Origin of the sequence: Synechococcus sp. BIOS-E4-1, from assembly GCF_014279995.1 — a bacterium.
Classification (GTDB): domain Bacteria; phylum Cyanobacteriota; class Cyanobacteriia; order PCC-6307; family Cyanobiaceae; genus Synechococcus_C.
On the sequence record NZ_CP047935.1, the window covers coordinates 2,744,343 to 2,763,168 of the forward strand.

Annotated in this window: 20 protein-coding genes and 1 pseudogene; 12 read left to right on the forward strand and 9 right to left on the reverse strand. The window is 57.9% G+C overall.

The window, feature by feature from the left end; translation table 11 throughout:
* Positions 1-118: 118 nt before the first annotated feature.
* Together SynBIOSE41_RS18200 and SynBIOSE41_RS18205 are read right to left on the reverse strand one after the other, a co-directional pair.
* A complete protein-coding gene (locus SynBIOSE41_RS18200) occupies positions 119-340 on the reverse strand; it encodes a hypothetical protein (protein WP_255475820.1) in 222 nt (73 codons plus the stop codon).
* Complete coding sequence (locus tag SynBIOSE41_RS18205; protein ID WP_255475821.1) at positions 298-453, reverse strand: hypothetical protein; 156 nt, start codon at positions 451-453, stop codon at positions 298-300. Before SynBIOSE41_RS18205 ends, SynBIOSE41_RS18200 begins: the two co-directional genes overlap by 43 nt.
* Before the next feature lie 2,115 nt (positions 454-2,568).
* Between SynBIOSE41_RS18205 and SynBIOSE41_RS15085 the strand changes: the two genes are divergently transcribed.
* Together SynBIOSE41_RS15085 and SynBIOSE41_RS15090 are read left to right on the forward strand one after the other, a co-directional pair.
* Positions 2,569-3,801, forward strand: coding sequence for a DUF389 domain-containing protein (locus SynBIOSE41_RS15085; protein WP_370594139.1), 1,233 nt, complete (start codon positions 2,569-2,571; stop codon positions 3,799-3,801).
* Between the two features lie 121 nt (positions 3,802-3,922).
* Entirely contained in the window at positions 3,923-4,978 is a 1,056-nt protein-coding gene (locus SynBIOSE41_RS15090; protein WP_186538688.1) for a metallophosphoesterase, read from the forward strand.
* A gap of 118 nt (positions 4,979-5,096) precedes the next feature.
* On the opposite strand, the gene psbA is transcribed toward SynBIOSE41_RS15090, so the two are convergent.
* Positions 5,097-6,176, reverse strand: a complete 1,080-nt coding sequence (gene psbA / locus SynBIOSE41_RS15095) for a photosystem II q(b) protein (RefSeq protein ID WP_066904623.1) — start codon at positions 6,174-6,176, stop codon at positions 5,097-5,099.
* Between the two features lie 193 nt (positions 6,177-6,369).
* Between psbA and SynBIOSE41_RS15100 the strand changes: the two genes are divergently transcribed.
* From SynBIOSE41_RS15100 to SynBIOSE41_RS15115, 4 genes are all read left to right on the forward strand, one after another.
* Positions 6,370-6,528, forward strand: a complete 159-nt coding sequence (locus tag SynBIOSE41_RS15100) for a hypothetical protein (RefSeq protein ID WP_156486753.1) — start codon at positions 6,370-6,372, stop codon at positions 6,526-6,528.
* Between the two features lie 36 nt (positions 6,529-6,564).
* Complete coding sequence (locus SynBIOSE41_RS15105; RefSeq protein ID WP_186538690.1) at positions 6,565-6,918, forward strand: hypothetical protein; 354 nt, start codon at positions 6,565-6,567, stop codon at positions 6,916-6,918.
* Between the two features lie 120 nt (positions 6,919-7,038).
* Complete coding sequence (locus SynBIOSE41_RS15110; RefSeq protein WP_186541295.1) at positions 7,039-7,389, forward strand: hypothetical protein; 351 nt, start codon at positions 7,039-7,041, stop codon at positions 7,387-7,389.
* Between the two features lie 81 nt (positions 7,390-7,470).
* Complete coding sequence (locus SynBIOSE41_RS15115; protein WP_186538692.1) at positions 7,471-7,839, forward strand: hypothetical protein; 369 nt, start codon at positions 7,471-7,473, stop codon at positions 7,837-7,839.
* Here SynBIOSE41_RS15115 and SynBIOSE41_RS15120 read toward each other — a convergent pair.
* A complete protein-coding gene (locus tag SynBIOSE41_RS15120; RefSeq protein ID WP_186538694.1) occupies positions 7,818-8,765 on the reverse strand; it encodes an aspartoacylase in 948 nt (315 codons plus the stop codon). The genes SynBIOSE41_RS15115 and SynBIOSE41_RS15120 overlap by 22 nt on opposite strands.
* A 55-nt stretch (positions 8,766-8,820) precedes the next feature.
* Here SynBIOSE41_RS15120 and SynBIOSE41_RS15125 point away from each other — a divergent pair, with 55 nt between their 5' ends.
* The 4 genes and pseudogenes from SynBIOSE41_RS15125 (at position 8,821) to SynBIOSE41_RS18430 (ending at position 12,358) form a co-directional block, all read left to right on the forward strand.
* Entirely contained in the window at positions 8,821-9,810 is a 990-nt protein-coding gene (locus tag SynBIOSE41_RS15125) for a glutathione S-transferase C-terminal domain-containing protein (RefSeq protein WP_186538696.1), read from the forward strand.
* Positions 9,807-10,445, forward strand: coding sequence for a DUF2301 domain-containing membrane protein (locus SynBIOSE41_RS15130; RefSeq protein ID WP_186538697.1), 639 nt, complete (start codon positions 9,807-9,809; stop codon positions 10,443-10,445). Before SynBIOSE41_RS15125 ends, SynBIOSE41_RS15130 begins: the two co-directional genes overlap by 4 nt.
* A gap of 62 nt (positions 10,446-10,507) precedes the next feature.
* A pseudogene (locus tag SynBIOSE41_RS15135) lies at positions 10,508-11,899 on the forward strand (ABC-F family ATP-binding cassette domain-containing protein); the annotation flags it as partial.
* A gap of 312 nt (positions 11,900-12,211) precedes the next feature.
* Entirely contained in the window at positions 12,212-12,358 is a 147-nt protein-coding gene (locus tag SynBIOSE41_RS18430; RefSeq protein WP_370594243.1) for a hypothetical protein, read from the forward strand.
* On the opposite strand, the gene SynBIOSE41_RS15140 is transcribed toward SynBIOSE41_RS18430, so the two are convergent.
* Positions 12,339-12,836: a hypothetical protein gene (locus tag SynBIOSE41_RS15140; protein WP_186538701.1), complete on the reverse strand. Its 498-nt coding sequence runs from the start codon at positions 12,834-12,836 to the stop codon at positions 12,339-12,341. The genes SynBIOSE41_RS18430 and SynBIOSE41_RS15140 overlap by 20 nt on opposite strands.
* 157 nt (positions 12,837-12,993) lie before the next feature.
* Between SynBIOSE41_RS15140 and SynBIOSE41_RS15145 the strand changes: the two genes are divergently transcribed.
* Positions 12,994-13,212, forward strand: a complete 219-nt coding sequence (locus SynBIOSE41_RS15145) for a CP12 domain-containing protein (protein WP_066910768.1) — start codon at positions 12,994-12,996, stop codon at positions 13,210-13,212.
* A gap of 104 nt (positions 13,213-13,316) precedes the next feature.
* Here SynBIOSE41_RS15145 and SynBIOSE41_RS15150 read toward each other — a convergent pair whose 3' ends face one another.
* A complete protein-coding gene (locus SynBIOSE41_RS15150; RefSeq protein WP_066910771.1) occupies positions 13,317-13,499 on the reverse strand; it encodes a hypothetical protein in 183 nt (60 codons plus the stop codon).
* Positions 13,500-13,602: 103 nt separating this feature from the next.
* A complete protein-coding gene (gene obgE, locus SynBIOSE41_RS15155) occupies positions 13,603-14,592 on the reverse strand; it encodes a GTPase ObgE (protein WP_186541296.1) in 990 nt (329 codons plus the stop codon).
* Positions 14,593-14,652: 60 nt separating this feature from the next.
* Between obgE and SynBIOSE41_RS15160 the strand changes: the two genes are divergently transcribed.
* Positions 14,653-15,885 carry an ABC transporter ATP-binding protein gene (locus SynBIOSE41_RS15160; protein WP_186538702.1) on the forward strand — a complete coding sequence of 411 codons (1,233 nt, stop codon included), beginning with the start codon at positions 14,653-14,655 and terminating at the stop codon, positions 15,883-15,885.
* Positions 15,886-15,898: 13 nt separating this feature from the next.
* Here SynBIOSE41_RS15160 and SynBIOSE41_RS15165 read toward each other — a convergent pair whose 3' ends face one another.
* Together SynBIOSE41_RS15165 and SynBIOSE41_RS15170 are read right to left on the reverse strand one after the other, a co-directional pair.
* Positions 15,899-18,274, reverse strand: a complete 2,376-nt coding sequence (locus SynBIOSE41_RS15165) for an endonuclease MutS2 (protein WP_186538704.1) — start codon at positions 18,272-18,274, stop codon at positions 15,899-15,901.
* The gene (locus tag SynBIOSE41_RS15170; RefSeq protein ID WP_186538706.1) at positions 18,274-18,672 is read right to left on the reverse strand and encodes a VOC family protein; all 399 of its coding nucleotides are present in this window, start codon (positions 18,670-18,672) and stop codon (positions 18,274-18,276) included. The genes SynBIOSE41_RS15165 and SynBIOSE41_RS15170 overlap by 1 nt, the downstream gene beginning before the upstream one ends.
* Between the last annotated feature and the right edge of the window lie 154 nt (positions 18,673-18,826).

Consider the following 18,826-nt stretch of genomic DNA (forward strand, 5'->3'; position numbering starts at 1 on the left):
TGGTCAACGTCACATCCCTTTTTCATTGTTTGTACTAACACTGCTAGCAAGTCCCTAAATAGCACTGCCATCCAAGATCAGCCTTTGAGCTTTCGGCCCAGCATCGAATGAGCCCATGTCAGATCAGTCCTGCTGCCACGAAAAGCCTCCATCGCACCGTGATGAGCCGCAAACAGCTCATTAACAATGACGATGACGCAGCTGGATCACTGATCATGCCGCTTTCAATCAGGATCACCATCTCGGCCAGCCAATTGGGAAGGGAGGGGAGTTCTGCATAACTCAACCGATTGCTTTTTACATGGGCAGCGATTTCACCGGTGATCCAATCGGCGGCCAACTGGGAATCGGTGCCGGCAGCGACAACAGCCTTATGTCCTCAGCCATCAGACGCCCATCGGTGAGAACGTGCGTGTCGTACTGATACATGGCTCCTTTTTGCCACGCAAACAAGACTTGTCTTCTCGCTTTTTTCGGTCTGCTCTTCCTGCAGATCCGACCTGGATGCGTCCGCTCTGTGCAGAGAAGGGGCTTGGCGCAGAGGCACCGATCAGAGAGCTTTCCTGAAAGCCTCAAAGTCGTTGAGCAGTCAGCTTGCCGCCAGGGACCCCAGCCAAGACGAAGTGACCAGAGATTATTTCTTCTGAGAACTATTTAGATGCGTAAAGCGACGCCAAGAATCAGCAGGTTTATGACGCCTATTTCATGAAGCTGTGCAACATGGGGCATGCGCACGCTCAAACGGCAACCTTTCGAAATGCTCTGCCTTCAGGTTTCCCTTAGATTTGGATCAACGTTTTTTCCGGGCTTTGCCCGCCGATCCATGGCCAAGAGTCCAAAAGAATTGGTGTTTCTTGGTGGCACTTTCCTGTTCGGACTTGGAGCACTGGAAGTGTGCCTTCGCTTCGGAGGGTTCTAAGCGATGGCAATCAAGAGGCTCACTCAGAGGGTCCACAGCCCCTGAAAGTTCGGCAAGTTTCTCAAAAAAAAGCCCCGCATTCGCGGGACCATCGTTAACAGGAGTAATCACTCAGCTCAGATTGCGCAATCCACAAGCTTGGTGGGCGACAGGTGTGCCGACGTGACATCACATCCATCAGACGAGGCAGCAAATGAGTGCTGAGCGTCATGGAGACGACGAGCTTTGAGCTCTTTTTCTTTGATCATTGCGAGGGTGTTCATGAGAACTTCCTACAGCGCCTCAAACCCCGTTGCCTGTTTGAGATCGGACTGCGCCCCTCTTGGGGCCAACGTGTTTCAACCCTAATCGATCCAATCGGTCCTGGTGAGGTGAATACCGAACAACTTGTGCCGGGAAGACCGTAACCCTGCCTGCTGCGCATGAATCCGCAAGCCTCGGCGAAGCGTGACCGCACAAGCGCCAGCATCGCCTGACAACTGCTACGAGGCAGCGGATTTCAGTGCCATCAAGGCAACCCATCCGAATCGGTGGGTCGCATGGGTTGCAGATGATGTCCTTCTCAGACGCTTTCCCGTTATGGTCACCATTTAAAGAAGGGATCGTATGGGCGATTACACCGTTGCGATTTGGGCCACCATTGGACTTGTGGTGGTGTTCACTGTGCCAGTCGTCTGGCAATTCATGCAACCCAACGATGACGATTTCGGAGATCTCACAAAGCGCCCCAAATAAATTCTGTCCACAACTTCGCAGAACAGCCAAGCTCAACACAGACAACATCAAAACTGATCGAGACCTGTGGAGATCGGCATGATTCCGTTTGGGATTCAAGCAAAACCCAACTGTTCAGGGAAGGAATCCTCAGACGTGAACGCACATTGATCCACATGCCAGTCTGAAAGAAAAGATCTCAGCAAAATCAACTTTCAATTGAAATTTATATTCAGCCAATGAAGATTCAACGAATCATTCATTAGCTTGCTTCAAAATCCTTGCATTCAACAAAAGCTCTATTCCAGAACGGGACGAACCGAAGATCGAAGCAGAGATTCTAAACAACACCAATACAAATACGGCAACAACTACAAACAAGCATTAAGTGATATGGTCAAACATATGGAAGCTCAGCTTGCCAATTGCAAGCTCTAATCAACCCAGCAATTAAGACTTCTTGTTTTTGGAGTGGCTGTGCTTGGAAGACAGGTGTAGCAAACTCGAGGCTTTTTCCTGCTCCTCCACTTTCGCCAGGCGAGTCACAAGATCCCAGGTGTCTTGAGCTGACATTTCGCCATCCTCTTCCCACTCCAAAGAAGACAAGTCAGAGGGAGGCATCGCGCGGAAGTCGGCTCCACAACTTAATGGAAGGACTGCTGATTTCCGTCATTGCAACAGCAATCAAACCTTTAATGATTTGGAAATTGGTCGTGGCGCATACGAATGTCCATGGTCCTGGGTGACCTCACTGTCCCCACCGCCGTAAGTCTAGAGCTGGCGAACGAGCGCCACCTGTCTACGCTCCAGACCAAAAACTCAAAGAACGATCAACAGCACCAAAGTCATTCCATTCGTTGATGCATTGCTTCAGGTTTTGATGCATCGAGCGCAGTCAATGAACAGTTGGAGGGCTCAGAACAGTTGGTCAATTCTTGGATCGGCAGTCTTTGCGTCACCAGACCCTCAACAAGTTGAGCACTAACAATCAGACTGCACGCACCATTGACGAGTTCATGGAACAGGGCAGCTTGTCCAGCCGCAAAATCAGGCAACTGCATCGCAGTCACATGCGCGATGCCACCTTGGATGAGGTGTTCATCGTGCTCAGCGTTGGAGCAAGCCTGATCTCCACCCTGGGGCTGCTCGCCAACAGCACTGCAGTCGTGATCGGCGCCATGGTGGTGGCTCCTTGGATCATGCCTCTACGAGCCGCAGCGTTCGCCATCCTGCTGGGCGAAGTACGACTGCTGGGACGATCACTGAGAACCCTGCTGGCAGGCGTCTTGAGCACCACGCTGCTCTCCTTTCTGCTGGGTTCTGTGGCTGGCTTGCCACGGTTCGGTACAGAGGTTCTGACCAGAACAGAGCCCAACCTGCTCGATCTGGGGATCGCACTCGTGGCAGGAGGTTTGGCGACCTACGCCAAGTTGCGGAGCGATGCCGTGAGTTCGCTGGCGGGAACGGCAATCGCCGTGGCCCTGGTACCTCCTGTCTGCGTGATGGGACTGTTGCTGTCACACCAGAACTGGAGTCAGGCCTCCGGAGCTGGATTACTTTTCGCCACCAACCTGCTGGGCATTCTCACAGGCGGCTTGGTACTGATGGCCTGGCAAGACTCCGAATTCCGCCAAAAGCTGCTCCGAAGTCAACTCAGCGTGGCCAGCTTCACACTGACAGGCCTGTTGCTGATTCCACTGGGAGGCAGCTTCATCGGATTACTGAATCAAGCCAATCGCGAAAACCGGCGATCCATGGTGGAACAAACAGTTCGTAAATTTCTTGTTAATAAAACTCTGACCTTCAGCGATCCGGAATTAGTGGATGTGGAAAAGGTTGATATTGGCTGGAGACCAACCAAACATGGCAAGAACAAAGAAGAGGGAATTATTCGGGTCATTGTTCGTGTAACAGATCCCGACCTTCCCAGCTACAAGCAGGTGACCTTGGTACAGGAGAAGATCAATAAACTTCTTCAGAGCAATTACCAGCTTGTTGTTCAGCGCACAGCTGTAGACGTGGTTGGTCCGAAAAAAGTGATCCCTTCAGAGCAGGAATCCAAGGAGACTGAGATTGAACAACCTTCTCAAAACAACAAGGCAGATACTGGCGAGCCCCAGAACAAACCTCTGCCGCAGGAATCCGGCGATGCTTTGGATGAACGATGACAGTTTTGTTGATTCGTGATGATCTTGTTCGGTTCTTGGATGGAATTCAGAACTCAATGGTCAGGAAATCATCCTGGAGCTGATGCCATCCATGCATGGATTCCGGCCATAAACTCGGCTGATGAGGCAGACCGGACGTCGCGCATTTCTACGGCTGATCGCTGGCGCAGCGGTTTCAGGCAGCGTTCTTGATGACCTGCTCCGAAAGACCGGATCTCACCCGCATGGCCAAGCCTCTGCTCAGAACGTTGACAGCTTGAAACTGGGCTTGATCAGCGACCTGAACGGCTCCTACGGAAGTACGACCTACGGCAGCTCCGTTCAGCGCGGAGTGAAGTTGCTGATGCAGCAACAACCCAACCTGGTGCTCTGCGCAGGAGACATGGTGGCTGGCCAGAAAAGGTCGTTGACGAACTCTCAGCTGAAGGCGATGTGGGCTGGTTTTGAACAATCGGTTCAAGCACCGCTTCAAAAGGCAGGAATTCCCATACTCCCGGCCATCGGCAATCACGACGGATCGAGTCAACAGCATCAAGGACGCTGGATCTACGGGCGTGAGCGCCAGCAGGCTGATCTGTTCTGGGGAAAGCATCGCGTGAATCTGCAATCCAGGTTCATTGAGAACGAACGATTTCCCTTTCAGTACGTCTGGAGACGTCCCGGACTGTTTGTCGTCGTCATCGACGCCTCTTCCGCCAACGTGGATTCCTCACAACGCCAATGGATCGAGTCAGCACTGACCTCACCCTATCGCCAGCCTGATGACCTGTGCTTGGTCATGGGCCACCTCCCGCTAACAGCCTTCAGCGAAGGACGGGCTCGCGCTGGGGAATGTATCGCCAATCCACAGGAGCTGGCCGTTCTGCTGCGAAGCGGCGGTGTTGATCTGGTGATCTCAGGTCATCATCACGCCTGGTACCCATCTGAATCAATGGGTCTTCGGCTGTTGAGTCTTGGAGCGATGGGAAGCGGCCCCCGCCGGATCATTGGCAGCGGTGTGAATGCACCACCATCTCTGACGCTTCTTGAGTGGTCTCGAGCCTCTGAGTTGATCAGTGAAACAACCATTGATCTCACCACCATGCAGCCCATGTCCAGCGATCGCCTTCCAGCCCAGGTGAATGTTGCTGGTTTTGCAGAAGCTCGCCGTAGAAGCCTGCAATGGCAGCGGGGGTGACTGATTGCCGGTCACTGATCTCACAGCTCACTGATCCGACAGTCAGCCAACAAAAAGCCCCCTCGTGAGAGGGGGCTTTCCGATTCAGCTAAAGCTGAATCTCTTGGAGACTTCAGCCTCAGCCGATGGCGGGAGCTTGCAGAGCCACAGGAGTGGACTCAGCAGCAGCCAGGTCGAGGGGGAAGTTGTGAGCGTTGCGCTCGTGCATCACTTCCATGCCGAGGTTGGCGCGGTTCAGCACATCAGCCCAGGTGTTCAGGACACGGCCCTGACCATCAAGGATGGACTGGTTGAAGTTGAAACCGTTCAGGTTGAAGGCCATGGTTGACACGCCCAGGGCGGTGAACCAGATGCCGACAACGGGCCAGGCAGCCAGGAAGAAGTGCAGGCTACGGCTGTTGTTGAACGATGCGTATTGGAAGATCAGGCGACCGAAGTAACCGTGGGCAGCCACGATGTTGTAGGTCTCTTCCTCTTGGCCGAACTTGTAGCCGTAGTTCAGTGAATCGTTCTCAGTGGTTTCGCGAACCAAGGAGGAGGTCACCAGTGAACCGTGCATGGCGGAGAACAGTGAACCACCGAAGACGCCAGCCACACCAAGCATGTGGAAGGGGTGCATCAGGATGTTGTGCTCGGCCTGGAACACCAACATGAAGTTGAAGGTGCCGGAGATGCCCAGGGGCATGCCGTCAGAGAAGGAACCCTGACCGAAGGGGTACACCAGGAACACGGCGGAGGCAGCAGCCACAGGTGCGCTGTAAGCAACGCAGATCCAGGGGCGCATGCCAAGGCGGTAGGAGAGTTCCCACTCGCGACCCATGTAGCAGAAGATGCCGATCAGGAAGTGGAAGACAACCAGCTGGTAAGGACCGCCGTTGTACAGCCACTCGTCGAGAGAAGCAGCTTCCCAGATGGGATAGAAGTGAAGGCCGATGGCGTTCGAGGAGGGCACAACAGCACCGGAGATGATGTTGTTGCCGTAGATCAGGGAGCCGGCGACGGGCTCACGGATGCCGTCGATGTCGACGGGGGGTGCTGCGATGAACGCAACGATGAAGCAGGTGGTGGCAGCCAGCAGGGTGGGGATCATCAGCACACCGAACCAGCCCACATAGAGGCGGTTGTTGGTGGAGGTGACCCACTCGCAGAACTGCTGCCAGCCATTAGCGCCGGAGCGCTGCTGAATGGTGGTGGTCATGAGAACGGAAAAGAAGGTCTCCGAAGAGACGGTTACGGAAGGGCAGGAAGCCCTGCCAGTTGTGATTGTAAAGCAACATTGCGCAAGATGTCGGCTGCTTTATGAAGCTGTCGTGAAGAACCATTGAGACCTCGCTCAGGCGCGGCCCAGGCCGAAGAGAGACCCCTAAAGGATCGCTTAAGATTCTCAGGTTGTGTCCCAGGAGACGCTCGTGGTCCTGATTCGTTGGTTGATCGCAGGACAGCGTCTGGAGGCAACCGTGCCCACCAAGGATGCGCGCCACAGGCGACATGAACTGGAGGCGCAGGGTGCGGTTGTTTATTGGAGTGAACGTCTGGTCGAAACTGGCTGAACACCCACACTGGAACCATCAACAACCGCTGCGGTCATGCACCCGTCTTCAGCCCCCGCCGTTCGATCGCTGGCCATCGCTTTGACCGCCGTGATGACAGCTGTGCTCGTTAGTGCCTGTCAGAAGAAGTCCGACACTCAGCCTTCAACAGACATCAGTCGCGACGCACAGATCAGTGAGCTGAAAAGCCGCCTTGACCAGCTTGAACAACGGGTGAACAAGGGAATGCCTGGCAGTGACGACAGTGGAGAGCGAGTCCCGCCAGGACCGGTCAAATCCATCACATTCCGCAGCGGCACCGCCGACGACCGGCTGAGGATCTACTGGGAAAACGGCAAGGTGAGCAGTCTTCCCTGCACGCTGGAACAGGGCACCTGGGCCTGTGGATGAGCCTGTTCAGCAGGAGTGGATCAACAGTCACAACAAGACATGCGTTTGCAGTTTCGAGAAACACCATTCACTGAGCATGGGCATCAGGCTGTTGGCCCATCAAAGAAACCCATGAACCGAATGCTGAAAGCGGCCGTCGGGCTTGCCCTCACCCTGGGAGGCATCGGTGCAATCGAAGCAGCACCCTCCCTGCCACTCGCACAGCCCAAGGCAGCAAACCTGGCAAGGATGAAAGCGGAATCCTTGAACGGCGGCCTTGGCTCTTACCGGGCCGCAGCCTGCATGTATGAAACAGGGGCAAGTTCATGCCTGATCTCCAAATCGGACCAGGGTTTTCTGTTCCGTTTCCGCGGCGGTCCACCAGGCTGGGAGAAGCAATCGCCCCCAAGTCCCACTCTTGAAACAAGAGTTCTCGTCTCACTCAATGGAGAGAGAATCCTGGCTGTTCCTTACAACGGTCCGATCCCATGAACCCACTGGTCAACAGACCACAACGGATTAGTTGACAGACGCTGGTGCTCTGTCTCCGATAGAAGAGTCTTCCCAAAGGTCATGAACCTCTCCTCTTTAACCGCCCTGGCTGTGATCGCTGGAACGGGCGCTTTTGCTGGCGCCCCAGTGGTGGCTCAGGCACCCGTTCCAGCCTCCCAGGTGCGTGCACTGAACCTGGCCCGCAACACAGCTGTGACCGAAAACGGTGGGCTCAGCGTCTATCGCCCCCAACCTTGCATGTTCCAGACCAGCTCGGGCGGCGGAGACTGTCTTGTGGATGATTCACCAAGCGGATACACCTTCAGATTCCTGGGTGGCGACCCTGGATGGCCTGAAGACGGCAGTGATGCCACCACGGAAACCGAAATTCAGATCGCTCCCGACGGTCGCAGTGTCCTCAGCATCATCTACAACGGCTCTCCACGCTGATTCCCGTTCAGCATCACGGCAAGGGCCTCTGTCCAGCTTTGGGACAGGGGCCACTGTTCACGGCTCGTGAGGCTGAGTGCAATGGCCTTTTCCGCGTAAGCCGCTTCGTTGATAAACACAGGGACGGCTCCGTCCAGCCCCTCGTAAGCGATGGTTGTTCCCTGAGCCGAAACAAACAGCGGATCACCGCAGCGCAGGGGAATCCAATCGCGGTCCTGAAGCTGCGGATGTATCAAGGCTGCAACCTCACCGGAGGCCTGTCGAGGCAGATCAAGGCTTTTGAGGTGACGGTGAAGCAAAAGCTGGCGTGGATAGCTGGCTTTGCCAGAAACGACATCAGCAATGGCCTGAAACACCGCCTGAAGCGCCAGCCGCGTCTGCTGGACAATGTCATGCCGGCGAACGCCCTGAGGCACGGGCCCCACCTCAATCACAAGCCCACAGGGCCAGCGCTCCACCATGAAACCCTGCTGAGCGGCATCGGCTTCATGCAGATAAACCTGCAACCCCAGCGATGACTGGACCAGCGCGGCCAGGGCCAGATCAGCTGGCCTGCGGCCATACACCACCAGGCAGTTGCCCATCGCCGCTGTGGTGCTGTGCAGGTCAACCACCAGATCACAGGGTCTTTGTCCTTCAGGCCCGAACTTGCGCAACAGCTCCAGAGCCCTGAGCATTTCATGATCACTGCATTCGGGGTGGGTCTCGCTCCGCTGCAGGAGATCGGGACGGAAAGAACGATTGAGATCGCGATCGAGATAACGCCGACCCTGAGCACGAGCGTCGGGATTTCCGATCACCGTTTGGACGCAACATCCACACGAATCGATCAGCTCATTTTGAGAACTCCATTGCTCCAGAAGCCAGGGGGCATTGACTTCATTGCCATGGGTACCTGCCACCACCAGCACTCGGGGGCTTGTCATCAGGTCACTGCACTCATCCACAGCCTGAAGGACAATGCCTTGAAACGGAACCGTGATGTCGATTCCTCCGCTGATCGTTCGCAGTGTGCGAAAGGGCTGGCAGTGGCAGTGGCAACGCCTGATGACAGGGTTGGGGCCAGCGGATGGCCAAGGCAACTACAAGAGACCGGACAGCGCACCGATGTCAACATCGGTTCCCGAGACTGAGGATCTGCAGGGGCGTGAGCCCGCTCGTCGACCGCGGCTGCTGATCGGCCGCAGCTGTCCATGGGCACACCGCACCTGGCTGATGGTGAAACTGCGTGGTCTTGAGAGCACGCTCGAGGTAATGACAGCAAAGGCTGACCACGAGGAAGGACTATGGCGGCTGGATCCCAGCTGGCTGGAATGCTCCAGCCTGCTGGAGCTGTATCGCTGCTGCGGGGCTGAACCCAGTTTGCGGGCGACAGTGCCGGTGCTTGTGGACCCTGGTCGCGACGAACAGCACGAACCACATCTTCTCGGCAACGACAGCACACCACTGACATTGGCGTTGAATCGGTGGCCTGCCGGAGCTGAAGCACCCGATCTGGCTCCTGCCAGCCTGCAGGAACGGATTGAAAGCTGGCAGCAGCTTTTACAGCCAGCTGTGAACGACGGGGTTTACCGCTGCGGCTTTGCGCGGAACCAATCGGCTTACAACAGGTCAAGTGCCGCCATGGCCGATGCTCTCCAAGAGCTGGAACGAAGCCTCAGGCAGGAAGGTCCGTGGCTCTGCGGAGCCACCCTCACCCTTGCCGATGTGCGCCTTTTCCCGACCCTGATCCGCTGGGAAACGGTTTATTCCCCCCTGTTCGGATGCAGCGCCAGCCCGCTGTGGATGCTGCCGGAACTGTGGAAATGGCGGCAACGGTTCCTGGCGTTACCAGGAGTGGAGGCCACCTGCGATGCCGCTGCCTGGCGCCATGACTACTTCGGCGCTCTGTTTCCCCTGAATCCAGGCGGAATCGTTCCAGATGGCCCAAAGCTGAGCACACTGGTGAACAGCACCATTCCCTTGCCATGACTACCGCCGATCCCCAGTTCGACGGAATGTATGGATCTTTCACCATCACCTCGACAGACAGGCTGGAAGTGCAGCGCTACAGGATCTGCCTGCTGATCAGCGGAGCATCGCTGAGCGCAGGCCTGCTGCAGTGGTGGCTGGCTGGCGGTGAGTGGGCATGGCTGTGGCTTCTGCCCCTTTGCGGCAGCCTTGGACTGGCACTCCATTGGATTCATATCTACCTGCGTCCGCTGCATCGGGCACTGCAGCTGTTCTGGCTGTTCGGCTGTCTTGGATGGCTGGTGCTGATGCTTCAGGGATCAGTCAATGCAACTCTCGACACACTGGCGAGTCAGCCGCTGTGGATTCTTGCCGTTGGGCCGATGTTTGCAGCTCTCACCGGCATCGGCTTCAAGGAGTTCTTCTGCTTCCGGCGACCGGAGGCCATCGGCCTCACCCTGCTGCTTCCCGTTGCACTCCTTGGACGGTTACTGGGGCTGATTGGTAACGGCCCCTGCTGGTTTCTGGTGCTGTTCGCGGGATTGCTGCTGGTGGTGCTTGCCGTTCGGAAATTCGGCATGGAGGCAGCAGCCGATGTGGGAGACAAGAGCGTGTTTGCTTATTTGGACGCGCAGCGCGAGGTCGCAGGCCCGTGAGTCTGATCAGCCTGGTTGAGGCCTCCAAGGATTTCGGAATCCGAACCCTGTTCGAGAACCTCACGCTGCACATTCGTGAAGGTGACAGGGTTGGACTGATCGGACCGAATGGAGCGGGCAAATCAACCCTGCTGCGTGTGCTGTCAGGGAAGGAACCGCTTGGGGGGGGAGAGCGGCGCTGCTCCTCCCGTTTGCGAATTGAGCTGGTCGGTCAGGACAGCACGGTGGAGCCAGGACTCACCGTGCTCGAACAGGTGCTGGCCGGCTGTGGGGAAAAGCGCGAGCTGCTGCTGCGTTTCAGCGCGGTGTCTGAAGCGGTCGCCCAGTCTCCAGACGACACAACGCTGATGCGGGAACTCGGGGCTCTCAGTGAGCGCATGGATGAAGAGGGCGCCTGGGGGCTCGAGCAACAGTGCCAGGAAGTGCTTCAGCGCTTGGGAATCAGCGACCTTCACCGCCCCGTGGAGGATTTGTCTGGGGGTTATCGCAAACGGGTGGGGCTTGCTTCAGCGCTGGTTGCCAGCCCTGATGTGCTGCTGCTCGATGAGCCGACGAACCACTTGGATGCAGCGGCTGTGGAATGGCTGCAGAGCTGGTTGGATCGCTACCCGGGAGCTGTGGTTTTGGTCACCCACGACCGCTATGTGCTCGACCGTGTGACTCGCCGAATTGTGGAGGTGGAGCGAGGACAAGCCTCCAGCATTGACGGGAATTACAGCGCCTATCTGCAACGAAAAGCGGACCAGGAAGTCTCAGAAGCCGCGGAAGCAGCCCGATTTAAAAGCGTGATGCGACGGGAACTGGCTTGGTTGCGCCAGGGCCCTAAGGCAAGGAGCACCAAGCAGAAAGCACGCATCCAGCGCATCGAGGCGATGCGGGCTGCGCCCTTGAAAACCAATCGCAGCCAGCTGGAGATGAGCAGTGTTAGCCGTCGGATCGGCAAGCTCGCCATTGAAGCGGAGGATCTCATGGTCACCGCGGATGGCCAGGCCGACGGGCCCGTGCTGCTGAAGGATTTCAGCTACAGCTTCAGTCCGGAAGACCGGGTTGGCATCATCGGTCCCAACGGCAGCGGCAAATCCACCCTGCTTGACCTGATCGCCGGCCGGCGGCAGGCCACCGCTGGCAGCCTGCGTCTTGGGGAAACGGTGCATCTCGGTTATCTCGATCAGCACACCGATGCACTCAGCGAAGGACGTGGTCTGGAACGCAAGGTGATCGAATTCGTCGAGGAGGCCGCATCTCGGATTGACCTGGGAGGGGAACAGCTGAGTGCCTCCCAGCTGCTGGAGCGCTTTCTGTTTCCGCCCGCTCAACAGCACAGCCCGCTCAGCAAGTTGTCAGGAGGAGAGCGACGCCGGCTGAGTCTGTGTCGGATGCTGATCCAGGCTCCCAACGTCTTGCTGCTGGATGAACCCACCAATGATCTCGATGTTCAAACGCTGAGTGTGCTGGAAGACCTGCTCGAAGACTTCCGAGGCTGCGTGGTTGTGGTTTCTCACGACCGCTACTTCCTGGATCGAACGGTGGATCGTCTGTTCTGCTTCGAGGAAGGACGTCTCCAGCGCTTTGAAGGCAACTACAGCTCTTTTCTCGACCATCGCCGGGACAAGGAAAGGACTGCTGCGGCAGAGAGCAATCGCAACCGCTCCAACAGTGTTCAAACCAGCCAGGATCAGTCCCCGCACAACCAGAACCAGGGCCGACGTCGGCGCAGTTTCAAGGAATCGCGTGAACTGGAAGCAATTGAACGTGAACTGCCTCAGATGGAGCAACGCAAAGCAGACCTGGAGCAGGCCATCTCCAACGGCCAGGGAGACCTCACAGACCTCAGCCAGGATCTGGCCAGCCTGCTGGAAGCGCTCGAAACCAGTGAGGAACGCTGGCTGGAACTCAGTGAACTGGTTCCCTGAGAGAACGCCGGCGGCGACGTGGATGCGCCAGATCCTCGCCAGTGTCACCAACAAGACCCGTGTTGGCATTCACCAGGGGAACAGGACAGCTCAGTGAGGTGGAGGGGCGACCACTCCAGGGAGCTGGTCTCACGACTCGACCAGCAGCTTCGGCAAGCTTCATGACAGTGGGTCTGTAATCGTCCGCTGAGCGATGCAGGGCCATCTGATCACCCATCCGACGCAGATAAAGATCATGAGACCAGAAAACCTGGTTGTGCTCGAAGGCCTCGCAGGCGGCCTGTAGTGAGCCAAAGCGCTGACTCACCAGCCCTGAAGGCGCACATTGCTTCCAGTCAAGAACCTCCTGAAAACTCAGACCGCAGCGCCACTGTCGCTGTTCTGAGAGGTAGCAGAAATTCTCCGGACCATTGATCCAGAACATGCGTCCCTCTTCATCCATGAAGTGGCGCCCCTGTCGTTGCCTGATTCGCACCATGACCACGAACCCTGTCTTCTTTGCTGGTAGCCGAGGTCACTCGACCAGGTCATGAGTGTTGATACGGAAACGAGGTCGCATCTCTGGCGACTGGCAGCACAGCGCAACAGCCGTATGGTGTGTGCGTCGACATTGGTTGGGACACGCCAACGATTCCATGAAATCCATCGACGAACACATCAAGAAGGATCAGAGCGAACTCGAAGCTGCCAAAGCCGAAGGCAACGATGCCAAGGTTCGCCACTTCAGCGAGGAGCTTGAGTCCCTGCAGGAGTACAAGAAGGAGCATCCAGGCGACAGCCACGATCCAACTCCCATTGAGCTCTATTGCGAAAACAACCCTGAAGCCGATGAATGCCGGGTTTATGACGACTGAGACATTTTCAACAACATGAGCGCAATAAAAAGCGGGGAAGCATCCCCGCTTTTTATTGCGACACCACGATCAAGTGCTCTGCACGATGAGCCGTGCTGTCTCACTCACTGGTCTTCGTTGAAATCAGCAGGGCTGCCTGTAAGGCTGCAGACCACAGCCTCTTCTGGCTTCATCGCATGCACACCGGCAATCGGACGTCCGCGGCGGCGCAGGGCCTCGATTTGCTCGGGCGTTTGACAGCGGGCGATCAACTGGCCCTGGGAGTCGAAACAAGTGAAGAAGGTCATCGGACGTTCTCTCATTGCTCCTGTTATCGCCATGCCAAGCGCAACGCACAAGTCCTGATGCGATCGCCAACATGGTTCGCGATAAATGGCTGAACCCCAAGGCTCAGACGCCAAGCTCCATCCAGACCTGATTCAACAGCTCTTTGAGTCCTTGGCCCATCACCGCTGAAATCAACAGTGGAGTCCGACCACTCACTCGATCCAGATCGGCCACCAATGCCTCACGCCGCGACTCATCCAGAAGCTCAAGCTTGTTGACGACAAGCAAGCGCTGGCGATCGACCAGGCCATGGCCATAAGCCTCGAGCTCTTTCTCCACCACTTGCAGATCACCCAGAGGATCATCCGCGCCTCCATCCACCACGTGAATCAGCAGACGGGTGCGCTCGATATGGCGAAGAAAATCGTGCCCGAGTCCGGCACCCTGGGCAGCACCGGCAATCAGGCCAGGGATATCGGCAAAGACCGTGCCATCCCCGCTCGGACGGCGCACCACACCGAGGTTCGGCACCAGCGTGGTGAAGGGATAGTCGGCGATCTTGGGACGGGCTGCGGACAAGACGCTGATGAGGGTGCTTTTGCCTGCGTTGGGCAGACCGATGATTCCGACCTCTGCCAGCAGCTTCAATTCGAGCTGGAGAGGCCACTCCTCTCCGTCACGTCCCTCGGTGCACTTTTCAGGCGCACGGTTGCGGTTGCTCAGATAGTGGGCGTTTCCCAGGCCGCCGCGGCCTCCGAACGCCACCGTGAGCTGTTCCCCTGGCGCGGTCAAATCGCCCATGAGGATTCCCGTGGTGAGATGTCGCACCTCCGTGCCGCAGGGAACGTGAATGACCAGAGGCTGGCCTGACGCACCGGTACAGCGATTGGGACCGCCACGGCGACCGTCAGTTCCAGCAAACAATCGCTTGTACTTGAAATCCAGCAACGTCTGGAGATTCGAGTCAGCCTCCAGGATCACGTGGGATCCATGCCCCCCATCACCTCCTGAGGGACCACCGGCTGGGACATACTTTTCACGACGGAAGGCCACGATGCCATCACCGCCACGGCCGCCACGGACAGTAATGCGCGCCTGGTCGATGAACTGCACGAAAAGCTTCGATCGGGACCAGTCACCAACCCTAGGATCGCGGAGCACGGGAGATTGAGCTTGGCCGGCGTTCGCTTTGAGGCGCTCAGCAAGAACTATCCAGGTCGTGGTGGTGAGAACCCCGTTGAGGTGATTCGTGACCTCTCACTATCGATTGAAGATGGTGAGTTTCTGGTGCTGGTCGGTCCTTCCGGCTGCGGCAAGAGCACATTGCTCAGGTTGATGGCAGGCCTTGAGACACCCAGCGCTGGTGAAATCCTGGTGGGGAAGCAGGCCGTAACCAAGCTGAGACCAGCCAAGCGCAATGTGGCGATGGTGTTCCAGAGCTATGCGCTCTACCCGCATCTCAGCGTTCGCGACAACCTGGCGTTCGGACTGCGTCGCAGCCACCGGCGAAGTGCCATGCAGCAGCTCCATGACCAGTTGCATCGAAACACGCGCGAGCTGCCTCGCCTGCTTCAGGTTCGATCTGAAAGGGAATCCAAGGTTGAACATCGGGTGATGGAGGTGGCCCACGCCCTGGAGTTGGATCAGCTGCTGGATCGACGCCCCAAAGAGCTTTCCGGAGGTCAGAAACAACGCGTGGCCCTTGGGCGGGCCATGGCGCGTCAGCCGGATGTCTTTCTCATGGATGAACCGCTGAGCAATCTCGATGCAAAGCTGCGCGGCAGCACCCGCACTCGCATCGTGGACCTCCAGCGAAAGCTGGGTACCACCACCCTGTACGTGACCCACGATCAGGTGGAGGCCATGACCATGGGTCACCGAATCGCCGTACTCAATCAGGGGCGATTGCAGCAGCTGGGCACACCAATGGAGCTCTACCGCTGGCCATCAAACCTGTTTGTGGCGCAGTTCATCGGCAGCCCACCCATGAATGTTCTTCCAGTCCAGGTGGGGCGCAGCCAGACACTCCACCTGGGTGAACGACGTATGAGCGTGGAGGGCCCACTCACCGCTGCACTCGAAGGCCTCGAGGGGAGAGGGCTCAATGGCGGCATCCGTCCGGAAGATCTACGGGTGGCACCTGCCACCAACCGAAACCTTCAGGCAGACATCAGTCACAGCGAAGTGCTGGGCAATGAGCAGCTGATCACCTGCAGGCTGCTCGATGGGGAGCATTTGGTTCAGGTCAGAGCCGATCCGGGCCTCAGAGCGATACCAGGCAGTCGCATTCATCTGGATGCTGATCCGCGTGGATGGCGCCTATTTGACGACCAGGGGAACGCGATTCCCGTGCCGATACCCCCATCAGAGCGAGACGAGACACCAGTGCTTCCCGATCTGAACTGAAAGAAAACCCGCTTCAGCGCACCCAGATGACACTGCATCCGGCGCCGCCATCACCCTGCTCCGCATCCACCACACGCTCGACATAAGCCAGTGAAGCCAACCAGTCGCGCAAGCCACGTTTCAGGCGACCGGAGCCGATGCCATGGATCACCCAAACAGGGCCATTGGCTCCACGCAAAACGTCGTCAACAGCAGCCTCAGCCTCGTGCACGCGCATGCCACGCACATCGATCGTGTTGCGGGAGGTCCGCACCTCAGCAGAGCCGCTGCCTCGGCGCGCCTTGATCTGAACCACCGGTGCCGGGGGCTCAGGTTTGCGTCCATCAAGACTCTCCACTGCCGAGAGCTCAACGGTGCTGCGCATCACGCCACAGCGCACCTTTAGCTGCAAGCCATCGTCGGAAACAGCAAGCACTTCGGCAGCTTTGCCGAGTGCCAGCACACGGATGCGATCACCCACCTCAGGGCGCCAACCCAGATGCTGTCGTCGCTCTTGCTCAAGTCGATAACGATCTTCCAGCTTGCGCAGGCGCTGACCGGCCTTCCGTGCCGTTTCACCATCGGCCTGATCATCACGGAGACGGCGGATCAGCTGACGCACTTCCTTCTGTCCGGAGCGAATGGAGGTCTCGAGGCGCTGCCTGCCCCGTTCCTGCCGTTCAGCGGAGTGTTGCTTCTGTGTCTCCCACCGCGCCAGCAGCTCTTCATGCAGCAATTCAGTGCGCGCCAAAAGGGCAGCCGCATCCTCGGCAGCCGCCTGCTGACGCTGACGCTGTTCCTCGAGACCACGGATCACGCTGTTGGCCTCACCGTCTCCTCGCGGGGAAAGAAGACTGCGCGCCTGGGTGATCACTCCTTCATCGAGGCCGAGCCGAGTCGCGATGGCAAGAGCATTGCTGCGACCCGGAATTCCCCAGAGCAGGTGATACGTCGGCGAGAGAGTTTCACTGTCGAAAGCGACCGATGCATTTTCGAAACGGGAATCGCTGTACTTGAGAGCCTTGAGCTCACCGAAGTGGGTTGTCGCCACGGTGAGCCGGGCCCGATCGGCCAGCGCCCGCAGCAGAGCCGTGGCCAGAGCACTGCCCTCGCTTGGATCAGTCCCTGCTCCAACTTCATCAAGCAGCACCAGAGCAGGAGCTGGGCCCGAATCGATGGCCGCCAGGATGCGCCCGATGCGCCTCACATGGCCACTGAAGGTGGACAAGCTCTGCTGCAGTGATTGTTCATCACCAATGTCAGCAAGTACCTGGGCGCACCACGGCAGGATTGGACTGCCACTGCAGGGGAGCCAGAGGCCTGCACGCGCCATCAGTGCAGCGAGTCCAAGACTCTTGAGCGTGACGGTCTTGCCTCCGGTGTTCGGACCCGTAATCGCAACCACCCTCAGAGAAGGTGAGACCTCAATGCTGACAGGGACCACTGCTGGACCCTGTTCCTTGCGCTCCTGCCACACCAGCAGAGGATGGCGGAGATTCTGAAGCGTGAACGGAGCATCGCTGGCGGCCTCGAGCCGCGGGGGGACAGCACCGAGCCATTGCCCGTAACGACCTCGGGCCAGCGCCAAATCCAGATGCAACAGCACCGCCATCAGTGCGAGCAAACCATCGACCTGCTCCGCCACAGCAGTACTGAGTTCGGCGAGAACGCGCTGCTCCTCCTCACGGATCCTGCCGTCGAGATCCGCCAATCGATTGCCCAGATCGACCACCGACTTGGGCTCCACAAACACTGTGCTGCCCGAGGCGGAACTGTCATGAACCATTCCCGGACATTGGCCGCCGGCCCCCGCCTTCACCGCCAGCACAGGTCGTCCATTCCGCTCAGCGATCACCGTGTCCTGAAGGTGTGCCGACCAGCGCCGGATCACATCCTGCAACTTGTCGCGTCTGCGAGAACGCAGCTCCTGCCATTGCCGACGCAGTCCCTCCAGCGCGGTACTGGCGCGATCGGCCACACGACCGCCTTCCTCAATGGCGAACTTGAGGCGTTGTTCCAGCTCCGGCAGGGTGGCCACATCAGAGAGCAGAGCCGTGCAAACCGGCCTCAGCTCAGGTTCATCGATCTGCCGGCGCAGACGACGAGCTGCGCCCAGGGTGTCGGCCACTGCGAGCAGCTCTTCACCAGAGGCAACACCTCCCTTGCTGCAACGCAACAGAATCACGTCAAGATCACCCACCCCCTGGAAGCTCAGGCCCCCATCCAAGAGACCGTCCAGACTCGCCATCTCCTGCGTTCTCGCCTGAAGGGTGAGGCTTTCAGAGAGAGATTCCGGCAGTGAGCCTCGGCAGCAGTGACGTCGCCCCTGGTGTGTGCTGGTGAAGCTGGAGAGATGCTGGCAGAGACGCGGCCACTCGAGCAGCTCCAGTGTTTCCTCAAGAGCGGACATCAATCAGGCTGAGTGACTCCAGGTTGATTCGTGGGGATTCCTCCCGGAGGCTCATAGAGCATCTCCAGCCAGTTTCCTTCGGGATCGCGCAGGTAAAACGATGCCGTGCCGTCGCGGTGGTCATGGACCCCACCGACCGCGACACCCGAAGCCTTCAATCGGTCATGCACCACATCAACTTCTGCCCGATCGCGAAAGTGAAAGGCGAAATGGGGACCTGCAGCCTTGTATTTAGGACCCAGCAGCGCCAGGCCGTCTCGGGAATCACCTGCTTCGAGATAGCACCAGTCATCGGCTTCCCAAACCATGCGCATGCCGAGCCCGGTGTAAAAACTCACAGCCCGTTCCATGTCGTTCACGCGGATGGCGACATGACCAAGGCGCTGAACCGCAGACATGAGCACCTCATCAAGCCCTCACATTCTGTAGGGCATCTGCAGCCAAAACGTGAGTGATTCAGCAAGGATGAGCCTTTGCAGGGCGATGAAGCAGCACAGATCCAGATGAATGTGGAGCTCAGCAAAGAAACAACGGAGAATGCCAAGGCCAACA

Coding starts and splice junctions, on each gene's coding strand:
- SynBIOSE41_RS15105 (WP_186538690.1), top strand. CDS start 6,565: ATGCACCCGTCTTCAGCCCCCGCCGTTCGATCGCTGGCCATCGCTTTG.
- SynBIOSE41_RS15115 (WP_186538692.1), top strand. CDS start 7,471: ATGAACCTCTCCTCTTTAACCGCCCTGGCTGTGATCGCTGGAACGGGC.
- SynBIOSE41_RS15130 (WP_186538697.1), top strand. CDS start 9,807: ATGACTACCGCCGATCCCCAGTTCGACGGAATGTATGGATCTTTCACC.
- SynBIOSE41_RS15110 (WP_186541295.1), top strand. CDS start 7,039: ATGCTGAAAGCGGCCGTCGGGCTTGCCCTCACCCTGGGAGGCATCGGT.
- SynBIOSE41_RS15125 (WP_186538696.1), top strand. CDS start 8,821: ATGTCGATTCCTCCGCTGATCGTTCGCAGTGTGCGAAAGGGCTGGCAG.
- SynBIOSE41_RS15090 (WP_186538688.1), top strand. CDS start 3,923: ATGAGGCAGACCGGACGTCGCGCATTTCTACGGCTGATCGCTGGCGCA.
- SynBIOSE41_RS18430 (WP_370594243.1), top strand. CDS start 12,212: ATGGAGCAACGCAAAGCAGACCTGGAGCAGGCCATCTCCAACGGCCAG.
- SynBIOSE41_RS15145 (WP_066910768.1), top strand. CDS start 12,994: ATGAAATCCATCGACGAACACATCAAGAAGGATCAGAGCGAACTCGAA.
- SynBIOSE41_RS15165 (WP_186538704.1), bottom strand. CDS start 18,274: ATGTCCGCTCTTGAGGAAACACTGGAGCTGCTCGAGTGGCCGCGTCTC.
- SynBIOSE41_RS15140 (WP_186538701.1), bottom strand. CDS start 12,836: ATGGTGCGAATCAGGCAACGACAGGGGCGCCACTTCATGGATGAAGAG.
- SynBIOSE41_RS15170 (WP_186538706.1), bottom strand. CDS start 18,672: ATGTCTGCGGTTCAGCGCCTTGGTCATGTCGCCATCCGCGTGAACGAC.
- SynBIOSE41_RS15120 (WP_186538694.1), bottom strand. CDS start 8,765: ATGACAAGCCCCCGAGTGCTGGTGGTGGCAGGTACCCATGGCAATGAA.
- psbA (WP_066904623.1), bottom strand. CDS start 6,176: ATGACCACCACCATTCAGCAGCGCTCCGGCGCTAATGGCTGGCAGCAG.
- SynBIOSE41_RS15150 (WP_066910771.1), bottom strand. CDS start 13,499: ATGACCTTCTTCACTTGTTTCGACTCCCAGGGCCAGTTGATCGCCCGC.